Here is a 16,344-nt window from a genome sequence, read left to right as displayed (position 1 = left end):
CTCAGCTCCATCAGGGCCTTCTGCATATGCTGGATATGGGCAGCGGCATATTCCACCAACCGCTCCCGCTGGCGCAAATAGGCGCGCAGGGTTGCAATCTCGGCATCAGGTCGGAAGCTGCCGCGTAACAGGCCATAGGAATGAAGCTGGCGCAACCATGCGGCATCGCTGACATCGCTTTTGCGCCCGGGCACGTTCTTTGCGTAGCGAGCATTGACCAGAATGACCTCAAACCCGCGCTGCTCCAGGATCTCGTAAACCGGGATCCAATAGACCCCGGTGGATTCCATCGCGACACTCGTCACGCCGCAGGCCTTAAACCAGTCTGCCAGATGATGCAGGTCTTCTGTGAATGTGCCGAACGTGCGCACTGGCATATCAGTGCAGGCTGGGTTCACCGCAGCCATGTGCATCTTTGATCCGATGTCGATGGCGGCCGCGCCGACATTGACCGGCTTCAGCTCCGGGCGGTCACCAGTCGTCCTCTTGGGCATAAGCGGGTCCTCCATTTAATGATGGGCAGGAGGGTCTGGGTTATGCCAATCGTCATCTTCCTAATCGGGATCGCCGCCGGAGCAGCGTCACCACTCCCAAGTCCGCATGCACCCATGGACCACGTTTTTTAACGGGGATTCTGCCTCCAATAAGCTGACGGCCGCTACCCTCCTAGCCAAGAAGATAGCACAAGGCTGTTTCTACCCCGCGCAGGCGCGCCACAACGCTGGACAGTTTTTTAGGATATCCCGCTCGGCCTTCAGCTTGGTGACCTCACGGCGCAGCCGCTCGATCTCCTGCTGCTCCGGCTTCATCTGGCCGTGACCGGGAAAGGCCTGCACCGGGTCGGAGCCGAACTCCTTCACCCATTTGCGCAGAACGTTCTCATGAACGTCTAAGTCGCGGCCGGCTTGCGCCACCGACACCCGCGTTCCCGGACCAGCTTGACCGCCTCGATCTTGAACTCGCGACTGACTTCCGTCTCTTCATCGCCGACCTCCGGCTTCATGAAACACCTAATCTCGGTGTCCAGCAAACCGGCAGCAGCTCAGGAAGCGAGCCCTGCAGATCACAGGCCCATGGATTACGACACGCGTAATCGCACATGCCATCGATTGAGCAATGTCATTGAAGCGGTGGGGAGCACAATATCTTTCATCTGAACTGGGTAGTGTCATACCGCCCACGATGACCCACTGCGTGATGGAGCCGCCACACTCCTCTCACATGGCTCGGAGTTAGCAATTTGGGCGTTACGAGGGCGCGCTTGCGATGGACCAAGGAAAACGCCTGCAAAACCTGGGTCGCTCTTGCGAACGAGTGGGTCTCACCACCTCCTGCAGGTTGCCCGTGACAGGTAGCCAAGATGTAAGAAACCTGAAGAACTCCACAATGTGGTGCAGCTTTCCGGCAAGATACTCTTCCAAAACGGGAAGATATGTCAGCAAAGCGGTGCTATACTTGTGAGGTGGCACCGACACCTTCTCTTGGAATTCTTAATCTCGAACAAGGGTTGACGCCCGGTGCTGCGACCCGGGCACCCCGCAATCACTCTATTCTGAACCCGACTTCCTACGACTTCCCGGTCATCTTGGAAACTGTCGCGGGAGCTTGGGCGGAGATCGTTATTCGGGGCGATCCTGCACTTGAGCAAGCCTACATCTCAGCAGCCCAAAGATTGATAGAGCGTGGGGCCGTTGTTATCACGGCGAACTGTGGCTTCTCTATTCGGCACCAGGCCGCAGTAGCCGCGTCGGTTGAAGTTCCGGTCGTAACCTCCAGCCTACTCTTGCTCCCAACCATTCTCCGCCAGCTGCCGAAGGCTGCCAAGATTGCGGTGCTGACAGCGGACTCCACGCATCTAGGCGAGGATCTGTTAGGTGTTGATCCTGCCGACAGATCGCGGGTTGTCGTTGGTGGCATCGAAGGCGGTGAGATGTGGCAAAATGAGATGAAACGTCCAACGCCACAGACCGAGGTCAGCGTGATTGAACGCGAAGTCGGCGCGTGTGTCGCGCGGCTTCGAAATGAGCATCCAGCGATTGCTGCGATTCTGTTTGAGTGCACGGCTTTTCCGCTAGTTGCGCCCACCATGCGTCGTGTGACGAAGCTGCCCATCTACGACATCACGACCCTATGCCGCTTGACACTCGCATCTGTCGCGTGACTGCTACGCTTGTAGGCCGTCCGGACGACTCGCGGGCGGCCAACGAGGAAGGTCATCCCGATCCGAGCGGCACTGCAGTTTAGCTGCGGCCGGAAAACGCAGAGGATCTTCTTACCGTATCCATCCAAAAGTGGTTGCATCTCACATGCTGGAGCCTGCTGAGAGGAGCGGGCAACAGAGTTGAGCACGTGCGGTAGAGCCACAGGCTTGATAAGCCGGTGAAGAGCGAATTCCCCGCACAACTACATGCACGTGCTTCGGTCGCGGAAGCAGCTTCCATGCACCAGCACCTGTCCGTCTAAGGCGGTAGGTTGGAGAGAGCGGACGCAAAGTCCGGACAGGCGAGGACGGTGCAGCAATGCTCACCGCCCTCCTGCCGACCCGCCAGTTCGATTACGACAGTATTGTTACAGAACCGTTCAATTACAGCTCGAAAAGTTTCCGCGGAGCTTTGGTCAACACCTCCACGCCGGACTCCGTCACCCGAAAGGTCTCGCTGAGCACGTAGCCAAAGTCTTCATCGATCCAGTTGCCCAGCATCAAATGGAAGGTCATGTTCGGCTTCAGTTCTGTCCTATCTCCATCCTGCAGGCTAGCGGTCGGCTCCAACCAGCCTATGCCATGGGCGTAGCCGCATCGAGAGTCCTTCTTGAGCCCGTGCTTTTCGATGGTACGATTGAAAGCGTTTGCAACATCGCTGCAGGTCGATCCCGGCCGGATCACATCGAGAGCAGCCTCGAGACCTTCCATCTCGGCCTCGTGGACCCGGCGCAAACGCTCAGAAGGCGCGCCGATCGAAAAGGTGCGCATAATCCCCGCGCAATACCCATGTCGCACCCCGCCCAGCTCGAGGTTGATTTGCGAACCCTGACGAAAAACGTCTTCGCTCCACGAGATATGGGGGGTTCCGGTCCGAGGAGAGGAGCACAAGCTGACGTTCGGAAATCTTGTCGTTCCGGACTTACCATTGGCACCGCGGGCCAGCGCTCCCATGATTTCGGCGATCACGTCCGCTTCCCGTACACCAGGCCGTATGACATCGGCGGCACGCATGATTGCTGCATCCGAAATGGCGGCCGCTTCTCGCATGACGGCTATCTCGAGATCGGATTTGACGATGCGAATCCAGGTCACGACATTCGTACAATCAACGATCTTGGCCTTGGGAAGCCGCGTTCTGAACTTTTCGGCAGCTTGCGCCGAAAGGCCCCTTAGTTCGAGCCCGATGCCACGATTTGCAGCGCCAATTTCGCCGAGGAAATCAATTACCTTGTCGTAGCCATCCATCGTCGGATTACCAATGAGCGCTTCTGGGTAACCGATAATCTTGGCACGATCCATGAACGTTTGATGGATGGCAGCTGGAGCGTCCTGGCGACGCAGAATGAAGGTGGGCTCCTCGTCCTGAAGAGAAACCACTAACGCTTGCGGCACATAGCCTGAGTTGGCGGTGTAACCGGTGAGATACGTGATGTTGTATGTATCGGAGACGACGAGTGCGTCGATTTCGCGACGTTTCATTTCAGACTTCACGGCGGCGAGCCTTCGCAGAAACTCCGCCCGAGGGAACGCCTGAGGTCCTTTGCTGATTGGCATTATCGTAGCTCCATTGGATATCCGATTGATGAGATTGTGTCAGAGATTTATTTTGTCCCGGAGATTCATCAACTCTCGAATTCCGAGCCGGCTTTCACAGCTACAGATCGTGCAAACGCCAATGAAGCGATAGCAGTGTCCTGGATACCAGTCCCGGTCAGATCGGCGATTGTGATCTGCGCGTCCTTCGTACGCCCAGCCTTTAGGCCAGCAACAATTTCGCCGAGTTCTGTAAAATTCGCATTCTCAGGGACAATGCCCAGGGCGACGGCATGGTGCAACTCGCCAAGAAGTCGCGTCTGCTTGAGGCTATCGGCGACATAGAGGTCGGCTCGCTTGATCGCCGCTGGCTCGATTTCATTCTTATGTTCAGCGTCAGAACCCATTGCGGTTACGTGCTGTCCAGGTTCGAGCCACGACGATTTCAGAATTGGTTGGTCGGTAGGTGTTGTGGTTACGACAATGTGCGAGCCGGCCACAGCCTGCCTGGCGTCTTCATATGCGCCTACAGGAAACCTAAGAATCGCGGAGAGCTCCTGCGCTACCATCCGGGCCTTTGAAGCGTTGCGCGCCCAAATACGTGCCTCCCGGACAGGTCGAACCAGAGCAAGCGCCTGCAATTGCAACCTTGCCTGATTTCCGGCGCCCAGCACGGCTGCGACCCAAGCGTCCTTACGAGCGAGATATTTTGCAGCAACGGCGCCAGCGGCGGCCGTGCGCACATCCGTCAAATAGCCATTGTCAAGCAAGAGAGCTTGCACCAGACCAGTCTTACTCGAAAGCAGCACCATCATGCCGTTCGTGCTCGGTAGCCCGATCTGGGGATTGTTAAAAAAGCCAGGGCTGATCTTGATGGCAAAGCTGTCGAGACCCGGCACATAGGCCGTCTTGACGTCGACCTCACCTCGGTACTCGGGAATGTCGAGCCTCAGAATGGGCGGCATCGCCACCGCCTTCGTTGCGAGCGACGAGAATGCACCTTCAGTGCATTGCACTGCCATCATGTCGAGAGGAACGATATTTCTGAGCTCGCGTTCCGTGAGCACCTTCATTTTCGGCATCAAGTCTCCCGCCCAAAAGGATTGCCCACCCCGTTTACGACATGGCGATGCACTTTCATATCGATATTGCGGCCTGAGAGCACCAGTGCCACCGGCCCGCGCAATCGAGGGATCTTGTTAGCTAGCAGCGCAGCGATTCCAACAGCGCCGGCGCCTTCCAGAATTTCTTGTTCGTGCTCGTACGCATGACGAATGCCTGCCGCGATCTCACCCTCGCTCAGCAACACCACATCATCGAGCAACGCCTGACACATCGTGAAGGTCACTTTGTTGTCGAGGCCTATCCCGCCGCCTAAAGAATCGGCCAAGCTTGGAAACTCCTCCACCAATACGGGCCGGCCCGCATCGAGGCTGGCCTTCATCGCCGCGCCGCGTTCCATGGTAAGCCCTATGACCCTCGCTTGGGGCCTCATGGCCTTGACCGCCGCGGCCACGCCGGCGGCCAAGCCACCACCGGATAAGGGCACAAGCACAGTGGCTACGTCCGGCAGCGCTTCAACGATTTCCAGCCCAATTGTCCCCTGTCCGGCAACAATGTCCGGATGGTCGAATGGCGGCAACATGACCAGGCCATGTTCATTCACGAGGCGCTCCACTTCCTTTTGCGCCTCGTCTTGGGAACGTCCAATAATGCGTACATCTGCGCCAAGGCGCCGGACTTCGGCAATCTTGTTTTCCGGCACAAGCCCTGACATGCAGATGGTCGCACGCGAGCCGAGCATGCGAGCCGCATGAGACAGCGCTCGGCCGTGATTACCGGTCGAGGCCGCCACGATGCCCCGCTCCCGCTCGGCTTTCGTGAGCCTGAGCAGGGCGTTTGTGGCGCCGCGCAGCTTGAAGCTGCCGGTGGCTTGATGATGCTCGAGCTTTAACGTAACCGTCACACCGCAGATTTTTGACAGCGTCGGCGAGCCGACGAGCGGCGTTGGGAGTATGTGCCCCGCGATGCGAGTGCGGGCATCCTCAATAGGAGCCAGGCCGATCATGGAGATCCCTTTACTCAAAGAGCCCGGCCCCACGATCGACTGACCTGAGCTGGCCTCAGCATAGGTTGCGGCTCCCCGATGAGCGCCGGATCTGCCACCGCGACTTCAGCCCGTTCAACAGAGTGATTGCAGGAGAGCGACGAACAAATTGGCGAAGCAAAGGCGGCGCGAAGTTTGCAACATATCGGCCTTTCACTAGTTGCGATCGCCAGACCGGCTGCATCGGCGTTCTTGACATCGACATCGACGTCAAGCGTTCAGCAGATCGAGAATATAGCCTACCGTGAGCTCGGTAGCCGGGATAATGAGTTCATCGGACGCCCCAAACGTCGGGGTATGCACATGCGATTCGTTGCCAGGTGCGCGCGTCCCTAACCAGAAATAGATCGAAGGCACGCAAGCCGAGTAGAAGCCGAAATCATCGCTTCCTGCTATCTCCTTCTTCCCGGTGAAGAAGGCCTCTTGCCCGGCTCTCTCATGAACAGCCCGGCGGAAGCGCTGCACCATTTCTGCGTCATTGACCACCACAGGCTCACCCGTTCGGACTACGAATTCCGCGCCGCCGCGGTGCATCGCCGCAACGCCTTCCGCCACTTCCCGGATGCGCTGGAACAATAGACCTCGACGCTCAGGACTGCGGGTCCTGATCGTACCTTCCATGACCACTGACGGGCAGATAATATTCGTTGCCTCGCCGCCATGGATGGTGCCGATCGTGACGACAGCACCGTCATCGGCCGGCATTTCGCGCGAGACCACCTTCTGGACCTCATTGATAAAGGCACCGGCGATCGCAATCGCGTCGACCCCCTTATGGGGTGATGCGCCATGCGCCATTTTTCCGGTGAGAATGAGCTTGAACTGGTCCGCAGATTTGGTGACGGCCCCCTCCCGAGCACCAAACATACCCGCGGGGATATCGGGGCTGACATGGAATCCGACGGCGCTGTCGAAGCCATCGAGCAATTTCTCATCCTGGACTGTACGGCCACCGAGGGGCTCTGCCTCCTCTGCCGGCTGAAAGAACACGCGCACCTTACCAGCAAAACTAGCGCGCAGTCGGTGGAAAGCAAGCGCAGCTCCTAGTGCAATCGAGCCGTGCACATCGTGGCCGCAGGCATGCATGACTCCATCAATTTGAGAATGGTAGGGCAGATCTGCGCGCGTTTCGTGGATGGGCAAGGCGTCGATATCGCCGCGCACGGCGATCGACCGCTTTGGGCCGGAGCCAGTGCCCTCGATATCAATAAATAGACCGGTATTGTGGAAGGTCTTGGCATCGGTTAGCCCGAATTGCTTCAATGCGCCACGAATCCTTTCCTGAGTCTTCCATTCCGCATTGGAAAGCTCAGGTTCACGGTGCATGGCGTGCCGCAGCTCGATGACCGCCTTGCGCTCGACATCCGACAGAAAGCCGTTGGTGTTTCTAGTCATATTAGCTTGTTGATCCACGTTATTGCCGAGCACGGTTCGTCTCTAAGATAGCTTCGATCGGCGAAGGAAATCGCCAAGTTCAGAGGCCGCGGGTACGGAAAAAGCTCAATTTTTTGCCTAGAAAGCAGGAGTTCGGCAGGAAAATCAACATTGAGCCCTCCGAAAACATTACGGCACACGCCTGAACTGCTCATCGAGGCAAATGGCAAGGTTCGTGACGGGGTTTATAATCCCAGGCTCGCAAAGCGGTGTTTGCCACTCTTCAACCGAGAACTCGCGCGACGGAAGTTGGCAATTCAAGACGGGCCAGCCGAAGAAAACTCTCCCTGGAAGCCGAGGCCGCAAGGATACATCAAGCCTACGCTTTTAAGGGCCTTAAAGCTCACGCCGCGCGTTCAGCTGGTGAACACTATGATGATCGCCAAGCCAGCCACCGCTCTTGGATGTAATCTATGTTCGTTTTTCCGTCGGGACGTTTGGCGACGAGCCAAGCGTTATCCTGAAGCACGAGCTTCGATGCATTTTCCTCGTAGAGACTGAGGTTCGGGACAAGATCAGGCGGCAAAAATTTAAGTTGGTTCGCATTGGGTCCTGGGTAGCCGACGCCCATTGTGTAGGCCGCGGCGATCTCCGCTCGATTGACAAACGCTATCAGCTTCTGCGCGTTCGAGCTGTTGGGACCGCCCTTGAGCACAGTCCAGTAGATGTAGTTTAGGTTTCCGCCATCCCATACAATACGAAGAGGAGCGGCTTGGCGAATTGCCCCGATAGCGCGACCGTCCGGGCAGCTTGTTGCCGCGTATTCGCGGTTCATGAGCAAGGTGACCGGCTCCCCTCCCGCGACCCACCATTTCGGTATTTGCGACTTGATCTGATCAAGCTTTTTCAACGCTCTTTCGATCTTGTCGTCTGTTAGCGGCCAAAGATCTGATTTGGCGACGCCATCAGCTTGAAGTGCGAACACGAGGTTGTGCCTCGCGTTAGGGCCAAGTCCACGTGGGCCGGGGAATGCTTTGAGATCCCAGAACCCTTGCCAGTCGTTTGGTCCGCCCTTGGGAAATGCGCGCTGGTCATAGGCAATCATTGTTACAGACCGGAACGCGACCACCGCGTCTTTAATCCGCGCATCCTGCGATGTACCTTTGAGTGCTTCATCGTCCCACAGACCATAATCGATGGGCAGAAACATACCAGCCTGGTCCATCGCCGGATAATTCTGTGCGTCGATCATGGCTACGTCCCAGTCGACCCGTCCAGCTTCGCTCATGGCCCTGACTTGGGGTTCGGCGAAGTCGGCCACCACGTCGACCACAGAGATCCCCGTCGCCTGTGTGAATGGCTCGAAGACGGCCTTACGCAAAGCTTTCGTATAGGTCCCCCCGTAAGAGAACACGACGACCTCTCCACTGCCGGACAGTTTGTCCTTGGCAAAAGCCGACCTAGCGACCGCGGGAATGCTCATGGCGGCAGCGGCAAACTGCAGGAGAGTTCTGCGATTCATTCCGGCTCGTTGAAACGCTTCGCTCGGCACCCGAGGTCCTTCGCCGTGCTCAATTGACTTAATGCTCCGAATAAAGCCAGACAGATTTGAATGCTTCATTGGTAACCCCTTCTCCAGCAGCTCAGAACCGCGAGGATGCACATTCAGACGGGCAGAGGCCAAAAGCTACAGGTCTGCCGCAGGCTTTTCGAGCTTAGTCTCGGCCCGCGGCGCCGGATTTATGCGCGACAACCGACCCTTGAGCAGTTTTTCGGCGAAAGATTCCCCCTTGCCCATGACCACTGCCGCAGCAGTCAGCGCGCCGCCGCCTCCCTCCTTTCGAATGTAGCCCTCGCCAGCTTTATGGACGGCGCTTTTGCACCTTGCGCACCCAAGCTGCACTTTCCACAAATTGGGAGACATACACGCGCGTATTCGAGGGCCCGAAGCAAGCCATGTGCGAGCACGCCCATCACTTGATACAACGTGCTGCTTACCGTCCGTGAAACACGGGGCTGCGCTTCTCTGCGAATGCGCGGGTGCCCTCCTTGTGATCAAGACTTAGTTCCGTCCGGATCAGGCTCTCGGCCTCGTAATCCATCGATTCCAGGAATTCGGCATTTAAAGCGTGATCGAGGTTGCTCTTCATGCAACTAAAAGCAAACGTCGGCCCCCTCGCGAGGGTGGCCGCGAGCGCAAACGCTCTCTCCTGCAACTCCGCATCGGGGACGCTTTGGTTGATAAGGCCGAGCGATTCCGCGCGACGTGCATCCACCCGCTCCGACAAGAACATAAGTTCGCGCGCGCGGGAGAATCCGACCAGGCGCGTGAGCAGCCAGGCTATGCCACAATCGCCGGACAGCCCGACGCGCGCGTAAGCCGTGATCAAAATAGCTGACTGTGCGGCAACGCGGATGTCACAGGCGAGCGCAAGCGCAAGGCCCGCGCCTGCGGCAGCCCCCGGAATGGCCGCGACAGTCGGCTTCCTGGCGCCAACCAATGCGCCCCACACGGCTCGTTGGTTGAACCGCAAGTCGGAAACGCGCTGATCGAAAGTCAATTCGGCCGCAGCCGAACTTTGGTTCATCCCATTTACATCCCCGCCCGCGCAGAAGGCTGCTCCTGCGCCGGTGATAAGGATCGCCCGGATTTGCGAATCTTCGTCACAGCGCTTGATCAACTTACCCAATGCGCCGCTCAAACGGCTGGACAGTGCGTTCCGGACCTCCGGTCGATTGAGGGTGATGACCGCCACCTGGTCGCGAATTTCCGCCAACAGCTCCCCTGTGCCCGTATCGATTTGCAGCCGCTGCGACATGCCGATCTTACTCCTGTTCATCTTCCCTGTTGCATGGCGGGTCGTCCAGTGCTGGACGGCCTGCGCAAGTTCTTCAGTTAAGAGCACCTGTGGCCACTACCGCTGCGGAAGGCAATGCGGGCTCGACTTCCGTCCAAACTTGACCGGATGCCGCCGCAGCAGCCCGCATGAGCATCAGTCCGACCGACGTCTCATCCAACGCGCGGCCGCCTTCCTCCTCAACCGGCCATGTCAAACCAGCAACCACACGTCATCAACCAGCGCTTTGCTACCGACGTTCACTTTAGCGGACCGATGTAGGCCAGGGCTTCGGCCTGTTTGGCTGACTTCGAAAGCGCCAATCTACCGGATATGGAACGAAAAACATGATTCCCTTCTCGCCTTCGTACTTCAGCTTCGTGTCTTTAGGAAGCCACACGACATCTCCGAATTTCGCATCGATCGCACGACTGTAGTTCTCGCCAGTGCGAATGCGCAGCACCCCACCAAGACAAATCGAGACCTGGTCATATTCAGTCGTCCAATCGGCGGAGGCGTCGTTGTAGGTCGCGATCGTGGCAGCGATGGTCTTACTGATCTCTGGAGTGACCAGGCTGCAGGTAGATGCAAATCCGCCAGCATAGATTTGGATTTGCGAATACATCATATCGGTGCTTCGGAAATGATAGACCTCAGTCAGCGGCTTTACACCCTCCATAGACTCGGTGCGCGTGCGCCAATCAACCGGGTATCGCGCGTAAAACACCTTTGCTTTGTTGCCCTGGTATTTCAGCCGAGTTCCCTTGGTAAGCCAAATCACGTCACCGAATTTAGCTTCAATGACACGGCTATAGGCTTCCCCTGTGAGGATTCGATAAGTGCCGCTAAGCACGACGGCGGCCTCATCGTAGTTAGTGGTGCGCTCGATTGAACATCCGTCGTAAATAGCGATTCCCGCATCAATCGTTCTGCTCTTTTCAGGACCAACCAATTGACAGTAGGACGCATGGCCGCCAGCCTCGCCATGCATCGGCAAAAAGACCATGTCTTCGCTCTTGAAATGGAGCGCTTTAGTCATCTTCGTTCTCCTGTCTTGGTCCAATCGGCGCCTCTGAGGCGCCACCCGTTACAGCTTTCGGTGCATGGATTTCACGGTCTTGAGGGAGGTGCTCGTTAGTCGTTAGGATGATGGAACATACCAGCTTCGTTCAGCACCACCGTGCGCCCGCAAGCCGAGCCTTCAGCGAAAAATTCGTTACAACCCGCTCTAGAAGCTGGGCAGCAACTACGGTCCACCGGCTAACCAGCGCCCGCGTGCCGAACATCACCTGATTCTTTTCTTGACCCTTTACGCGGGACACTCCTGCCAAAGAGGACGAACACGGCGTCTGCCGAGCGTTTCGTAGCGAATCTAGCACACCAACAAGTGTATCGACGCAAAGATAATGCGACAAAATTTGCAGAAATCCTGCAAAGTGGAGCAACCTGCGTACGAATTTCGAATACGAGCGGCCCGTGGCGTGGCTACTCCACACTCTTGCGCTGACAGGCCGAGGAATCTCGGCAAGCACCCGCCTGCTACGCAGCACCTCTTAAATCCTTCAGTCGGATTGCGGGACAGAAGGTCCGGAAATCGGCCCGCGGGCGGCACGACTTGACCAACGAGGTGCCGAACTTGGATGCCGTGCAACGCATCCTCCATTCGCAAACGTTCTGAAATCAATGTCCCGATATCACAGCCGGTAGCTCGAGGCCGGCAGGTCGGAACGGCTGCGCGGCGACGAAGGAAAACGCTTTTTTTAGCGCGGCTAAGAAAGGCGATGTGTAACCGCGCGACGCTTCAATTCGGCGTCAAGCAGCTCGCTTTTGATGAATTTCATGGCGTCGATCGCGCAATCTTACGATTGTAGTAAGCTCAGACTGCCCACTCAGGCGGCGCATTCCAACTTTCCCGCTGGGCCCGTCTGACTGAGCGTAACCAATGCAGTAAGTGGTCGCACTCAGGACGCCACAGCAGGATCAAGGCCGTTCGTTGAACGCATCTTCCGACAGTTGGACCGTGTGGCGCTTGACTACGATTAGCCCATCAAATTGGCTGTTCCATTCCCGGCAGAGCGAAGTCGCTTTGGGGTCTCAACACGGCGGCACTTGATTTGGCTAAGCAGGCAACACACGTGGAGAACTGCTCTGCTAAAAGTCAGGATCTGGTGCGGCGAATAACGCTGGAGATCAAATCCCTCAACGTTTGTCTGGAGGATTTTCTTCACGTTCGAGCTGAGTCGCTCGGCACTACCGGAACACAATTGGCGATCTTGATGGCCGTGACGGACTTGGACACGGATGGAGGTGCCCCGGCCGGCGTGGTCGCAAAACTGCTAAAAGTCGACCCATGCTTCATCACGCTGCATTCGAAGGCGCTGGCGAAGGTCGGGTATGTGCGGCGCAAGGCCGGCGCCAAGGATGGGCGTATCGTGCAGCTGTCGCTAACCGAAAAAGCGCGCAAGCGTCTCGCGAACATCACCGCACGACAGGAGGAACTCGATCGGCTCGTGTTCGGTGATCTGGGAACTGAGGAGTTGACGAAATTGTCTAGCCGGCTCCCAGCGCTCAGGAAGCAGTTAGAAAGAGCCCGCCTTGAGGCCGAACTTGAGACAGGCACAGTATCGGTAAGAGAGGAGCCGGCGATAGAAGGCAGTTGTTTTGGCGCACGTTGCGCCAAGGAGAGGTAAGTTTCCATTCCAAGGGTTATGGGCGCTGAGCACAGCGAGCTCCACAATCCTAACAGTCGAAGTCGACCAAAATGTCCGCCCGTTGCGGCGAGGCGTTGAATGCAAATCTCGCGCGCTCAAAGGTCCCGTCCAGGATGCAGGGCCGGGTATTCGTTGCTCGGACCGGCTTGATCAATGTCATCGCCCCCTGGCTGAGAGTATGGCTGTCCGCGTCGAATCACCAATCCTACGCGCATTGATGCGCCATCGGATAAGTACGGACACTTGCAAATCGTCTGATCGACGGCGGCCGTAATCAGCTGCAAGTGGAACCCGGAGCGACCGCGCTGGGCACACTTGGCGGAAAAACTGGAAAGCGATGCGTTTGGGATTTAATATCTTATGACCGGGGCTGGACTGCATTCACTCACCATTAGCATTTTAACCCGGAGGGCCGCCGGCGGCATTGTCGGCGACCTTTTCTCAAGGAGAAGCGGATGAAGATCCGCACGCCTAGACGCAATGGGCGCCGAAGCCCTTGGATCAATCTATCTGATCAGCGCGGCTCTGCCGCATGGGAGCTCTGATGCACAATTGGAAGAAGGAGCTCGACGCGCTCGTTGCTCAAACGACGGCCTTCACCGAATCGTTGAAGTTGCAGGTCGAGCGCCCCAAGTCTTTGCCCGGGAAGGTCACCGAGGAGGCTCGTCTCAATGCGCCAAATTATGACGACAGTGAACGCGAAGAGATCAAGAAGCGCGTTGAACGTTTCCAAGCGCATCAAGAACGCTTCAAGCGCGAACGTGAGAATTATGCCGATTCTCTCCTCCGCCGGATCAGGCCGGGCCCGAAAACGTAGAAGAGCTCAACAGCGCAAAATCGTCCGTGCTTCGCCACGATTTGGCAGACTTGTGCGCTATCATCCAGGTACCGGAAATCCGCACACTGCCGACGTTCAAGTCTCGGTTGTGAAGGAACGGCACTCAGCCGAGATCGTCACCAGGACCTTCGGAAGAAGCATCATGACACCCGCTGCGGGGAAGCTTTGAGGCTACCGATACGAACCCCCGCAAAGGTCGTGTCCCCTGTGATGGTGTAGCTCGGTAGAGCAAAGCCGTCCGCACGCGCGACCTCAAATAGCGCCGTAGCGGGCGGTCGGCTTTGCGGTGGTCACCGGCAATTCGCCGGTAGGGTCGGGTTGCTGACACCAACCTGATTCGAGGAACCACCGATGACCGACGAGATGATGAACCTTCGCGCGCTCGTGGAGAAGGCCCCAGACGCCGACCTTTTGCGCGAGATGATCGGCTTTGCAGCCCAACGGCTGATGGAGCTGGAGGTAGCCGGACTGACCGGAGCGGCCTACGGCGAGAAGAACACCGAGCGTCTGGCCCAGCGCAATGGCTACCGTGACCGGACCTGGGAGACGCGTGCCGGCGCGGTCGAACTGCGGAAGCTACTTCCCGGGCTTCCTGGAGCCGCGCTGGATGGCCGAGAAGGCCCTGACCGCCGTGATCCAGGAGGCCTACGTGCAGGGCGTCTCGACCCGTTCGGTGGACGACCTCGTGCAGGCCATGGGCATGAGCGGAATCTCCAAGAGCCAGGTGAGCCGGCTCTGCGGTGAGATCGACGAGAAGGTGAAGGCCTTCCTCGCCCGTCCGATTGAGGGCGACTGGCCGTATTTGTGGATCGATGCCACCTACGTGAAGGTGCGCCAGAATGGCCGCATCGTCTCGGTGGCCGTGATCATCGCGGTGGGCGTCAATAGCGGTAAGCGCTTAGCCGTCACCCTATTGATGCGGGCTTGACGCTTTGCGGAATCGCCACGGCATGAGGTCTTCGATCCTGCTGTGGGGATGGCCGTCGATGATCGCCTCGAGTGTTTCGGCGATGTAGGCAGCAGGGTTTACGTCGTTGAGTTTGCAGGTGGCGACGATCGAGGCGAGCAAAGCCCAGTTTTCCGCCCCGATTTCATGTCCGGCGAAGAGCGCGTTTTTCCTGGTCAAGCAGATCGGCCGGATGGCGTTCTCGACCGGGTTGGTGTCGAGCTCGAGACGCCCGTCTTCGAGGAAGCGGGTCAGCCCCTGCCAATGATTGAGCGCATAGCGGATATCCTCGGCGAGCGTCGAACCGCTGGAGATCATCGACAGCTGTTTCTCGAACCAGGACTTCAACGCGGCGACCATGGGCAGCGAGTGCTCCTTGCGCGCGGCCAGCCGGATGTCCGGCGATGCGCCGCGCACCATGGCTTCGATGGCGTAAAGCTGGGCGATGTGCCGAATGGCGGCCTCGGCGATCGGCGACTTGCTGTTGCGGGCCAATTTCACAAAGCGCCGGCGCAAATGGCTCCAGCAATGCACGAGCGTCCAAGGCCCTTGCGGTCGAACGACTTCGGTCAGCCGGTCATATCCGTCATAGGCATCGCATTGCAGGAAGCTTCCGCCAAAGCCGTCCAGGAACTGCTCCGCGAAGGCGCCGCTGCGACCGGGGGCATATCGGAACAACACGATCGGTGGACTTGGACCGCTGTGGCCACGGTCGTCTGACGCGATCGCCCAGAAGTAGCCTTTCTTCGTTTGACCTCGCCCCGGATCAAGCACCGGTGCCGTGGTCTCGTCCATGAACAGGCGATCCGCCATGGCCAGGTGGCGGCGCATGTGGTCCGCGATGGGCTGAAGATGGAAGCAGGCGCGGCCGGACCAGTTGCCCAGAGTCGCCCGATCAAGCCGAATGCCTTGACGCGCATAGATCTCGGCCTGACGATAAAACGGCGTGTGGTCGCCAAACTTGGAGACGATCACATGAGCGATAGCCGCTTCGGTCGGCAGCCCGCCGGGCACGACGTGTTCCGGTGCGTGCGCCTGCGCGACAGGGCCCGAGCAGCGGCGACAGATGTATTTCGGGCGGCGTGTGACCAGCACGCGCCATTGCGCCGGGATCACGTCGAGTCGCTTGCTGACGTCCTCGCCGATCTTCGTCATGGCGCCGCAACCGCACGGACAGAGCGTGCTCGCAGGCTCGATGATCCGTTCCACTCGCGGCAAATGGGCAGGCAGACAGCCGCGATTGCGATGGGAGCCTCGATCCGGATCGCTGCGCGATCGACCCTGGATGACCTTCTCGGCTCTTTCCTGCGCCGCGTCCAGAACGCCTTGCGCGATCTCCACGTCTTCGAGCGGCAAATGGTACTGATCTGGTCGTAGCTTCTCGGATTTCGAGCCGAACTTGTCGCGTCGCAATTCGCCGAGAATGACCTCCAGCCGACGCCGCGCTTCCTCCGATGCCGCCAGTGCCCCCTGATGCTCGCTCAAGGCCGCCTGCGTTTGCGCCAGAAGCGCCTTTAGGCGTTCGTTTTCGTCGCGCAGTGTCGCGATGCTCATGCGCTATTTCGAGCACATCGCCGCCGCCCGTGCCACGATCAAAATAGCTGCCGAGTCATTCTGCCGCAGTTATCCCGCCACCTGCGGGCGCCGTGCTTCTTCCGGGCGGACCAATCTCCAATCCAGCCCTTCGAACAAGGCAGCGAACATCGCCGGCGACATGCGCATCACTCCGTCCGCGATCGTTGGCCAAACGAACTTGCAACCTTCGAGGCGTTTGTGCACCAACACCAGACCCGTT

At 58.2% G+C, this 16,344-nt stretch carries 12 protein-coding genes and 2 pseudogenes; 4 read left to right on the top strand and 10 right to left on the bottom strand.

Going from position 1 to position 16,344, the window contains the following annotated elements; genetic code table 11:
• Both IVA87_RS15450 and IVA87_RS15445 read right to left on the bottom strand, forming a co-directional pair.
• On the bottom strand, nt 1–494 hold a 494-nt coding region (locus IVA87_RS15450; RefSeq protein WP_247334108.1), incomplete at its 3' end, for a transposase.
• 237 nt (nt 495–731) lie between these two features.
• Nucleotides 732–1,003, bottom strand: a pseudogene (locus IVA87_RS15445) (transposase); the annotation flags it as partial.
• A gap of 429 nt (nt 1,004–1,432) precedes the next feature.
• On the opposite strand from IVA87_RS15445, the gene IVA87_RS15440 reads away from it, so the two are divergent.
• The gene (locus IVA87_RS15440) at nt 1,433–2,161 is read left to right on the top strand and encodes a hypothetical protein (RefSeq protein WP_247334107.1); all 729 of its coding nucleotides are present in this window, start codon (nt 1,433–1,435) and stop codon (nt 2,159–2,161) included.
• Between the two features lie 423 nt (nt 2,162–2,584).
• Here the strand turns inward: IVA87_RS15440 and IVA87_RS15435 are convergent, their stop codons facing one another.
• The 7 genes from IVA87_RS15435 to IVA87_RS15405 all read right to left on the bottom strand — a co-directional run bounded on the left by IVA87_RS15435 (nt 2,585) and on the right by IVA87_RS15405 (nt 11,093).
• Nucleotides 2,585–3,757: a Xaa-Pro peptidase family protein gene (locus IVA87_RS15435; protein ID WP_247334106.1), complete on the bottom strand. Its 1,173-nt coding sequence runs from the start codon at nt 3,755–3,757 to the stop codon at nt 2,585–2,587.
• A gap of 68 nt (nt 3,758–3,825) precedes the next feature.
• Entirely contained in the window at nt 3,826–4,818 is a 993-nt protein-coding gene (gene eutC / locus IVA87_RS15430) for an ectoine utilization protein EutC (RefSeq protein ID WP_247334105.1), read from the bottom strand.
• Nucleotides 4,818–5,804, bottom strand: a complete 987-nt coding sequence (gene eutB / locus IVA87_RS15425; RefSeq protein ID WP_247334104.1) for a hydroxyectoine utilization dehydratase EutB — start codon at nt 5,802–5,804, stop codon at nt 4,818–4,820. Before eutB ends, eutC begins: the two co-directional genes overlap by 1 nt.
• A gap of 249 nt (nt 5,805–6,053) precedes the next feature.
• Nucleotides 6,054–7,271 carry a M20 family metallopeptidase gene (locus IVA87_RS15420; protein WP_247334103.1) on the bottom strand — a complete coding sequence of 406 codons (1,218 nt, stop codon included), beginning with the start codon at nt 7,269–7,271 and terminating at the stop codon, nt 6,054–6,056.
• Nucleotides 7,272–7,647: 376 nt separating this feature from the next.
• On the bottom strand, nt 7,648–8,838 hold the full coding sequence (locus IVA87_RS15415) for an ABC transporter substrate-binding protein (protein ID WP_247334102.1): 1,191 nt from the start codon (nt 8,836–8,838) through the stop codon (nt 7,648–7,650).
• 373 nt (nt 8,839–9,211) lie between these two features.
• On the bottom strand, nt 9,212–10,036 hold the full coding sequence (locus IVA87_RS15410) for an enoyl-CoA hydratase-related protein (protein ID WP_247334101.1): 825 nt from the start codon (nt 10,034–10,036) through the stop codon (nt 9,212–9,214).
• A gap of 283 nt (nt 10,037–10,319) precedes the next feature.
• The gene (locus IVA87_RS15405; RefSeq protein ID WP_247334099.1) at nt 10,320–11,093 is read right to left on the bottom strand and encodes a hypothetical protein; all 774 of its coding nucleotides are present in this window, start codon (nt 11,091–11,093) and stop codon (nt 10,320–10,322) included.
• 1,075 nt (nt 11,094–12,168) lie between these two features.
• Between IVA87_RS15405 and IVA87_RS15400 the strand changes: the two genes are divergently transcribed.
• The 3 genes and pseudogenes from IVA87_RS15400 to IVA87_RS15390 all read left to right on the top strand — a co-directional run.
• Nucleotides 12,169–12,744, top strand: coding sequence for a MarR family transcriptional regulator (locus tag IVA87_RS15400; RefSeq protein WP_247334097.1), 576 nt, complete (start codon nt 12,169–12,171; stop codon nt 12,742–12,744).
• A 565-nt stretch (nt 12,745–13,309) separates the two neighbouring features.
• The gene (locus IVA87_RS15395; RefSeq protein ID WP_247334095.1) at nt 13,310–13,582 is read left to right on the top strand and encodes a hypothetical protein; all 273 of its coding nucleotides are present in this window, start codon (nt 13,310–13,312) and stop codon (nt 13,580–13,582) included.
• A gap of 372 nt (nt 13,583–13,954) precedes the next feature.
• A pseudogene (locus tag IVA87_RS15390) lies at nt 13,955–14,492 on the top strand (transposase); the annotation flags it as partial.
• Between the two features lie 21 nt (nt 14,493–14,513).
• Here the strand turns inward: IVA87_RS15390 and IVA87_RS15385 are convergent.
• Complete coding sequence (locus IVA87_RS15385; protein ID WP_247334093.1) at nt 14,514–16,103, bottom strand: IS66 family transposase; 1,590 nt, start codon at nt 16,101–16,103, stop codon at nt 14,514–14,516.
• Nucleotides 16,104–16,344: the final 241 nt, after the last annotated feature.

This window comes from Bradyrhizobium sp. 147 (assembly GCF_023073935.1).
In the GTDB taxonomy this organism is placed as follows: domain Bacteria; phylum Pseudomonadota; class Alphaproteobacteria; order Rhizobiales; family Xanthobacteraceae; genus Bradyrhizobium.
The sequence above is the reverse complement of the archived record's forward strand: the minus strand, read 5'-3'. Positions and strand labels throughout refer to the sequence as shown.

What these genes read in the sequence shown, in the direction of transcription:
- IVA87_RS15440 (WP_247334107.1), top strand. Translation starts at nt 1,433, where the DNA reads ATGTCAGCAAAGCGGTGCTATACTTGTGAGGTGGCACCGACACCTTCT.
- IVA87_RS15410 (WP_247334101.1), bottom strand. Translation starts at nt 10,036, where the DNA reads ATGTCGCAGCGGCTGCAAATCGATACGGGCACAGGGGAGCTGTTGGCG.
- eutC (WP_247334105.1), bottom strand. Translation starts at nt 4,818, where the DNA reads ATGCCGAAAATGAAGGTGCTCACGGAACGCGAGCTCAGAAATATCGTT.
- IVA87_RS15435 (WP_247334106.1), bottom strand. Translation starts at nt 3,757, where the DNA reads ATGCCAATCAGCAAAGGACCTCAGGCGTTCCCTCGGGCGGAGTTTCTG.
- IVA87_RS15385 (WP_247334093.1), bottom strand. Translation starts at nt 16,103, where the DNA reads ATGAGCATCGCGACACTGCGCGACGAAAACGAACGCCTAAAGGCGCTT.
- IVA87_RS15415 (WP_247334102.1), bottom strand. Translation starts at nt 8,838, where the DNA reads ATGAAGCATTCAAATCTGTCTGGCTTTATTCGGAGCATTAAGTCAATT.
- eutB (WP_247334104.1), bottom strand. Translation starts at nt 5,804, where the DNA reads ATGATCGGCCTGGCTCCTATTGAGGATGCCCGCACTCGCATCGCGGGG.
- IVA87_RS15395 (WP_247334095.1), top strand. Translation starts at nt 13,310, where the DNA reads ATGCACAATTGGAAGAAGGAGCTCGACGCGCTCGTTGCTCAAACGACG.
- IVA87_RS15405 (WP_247334099.1), bottom strand. Translation starts at nt 11,093, where the DNA reads ATGACTAAAGCGCTCCATTTCAAGAGCGAAGACATGGTCTTTTTGCCG.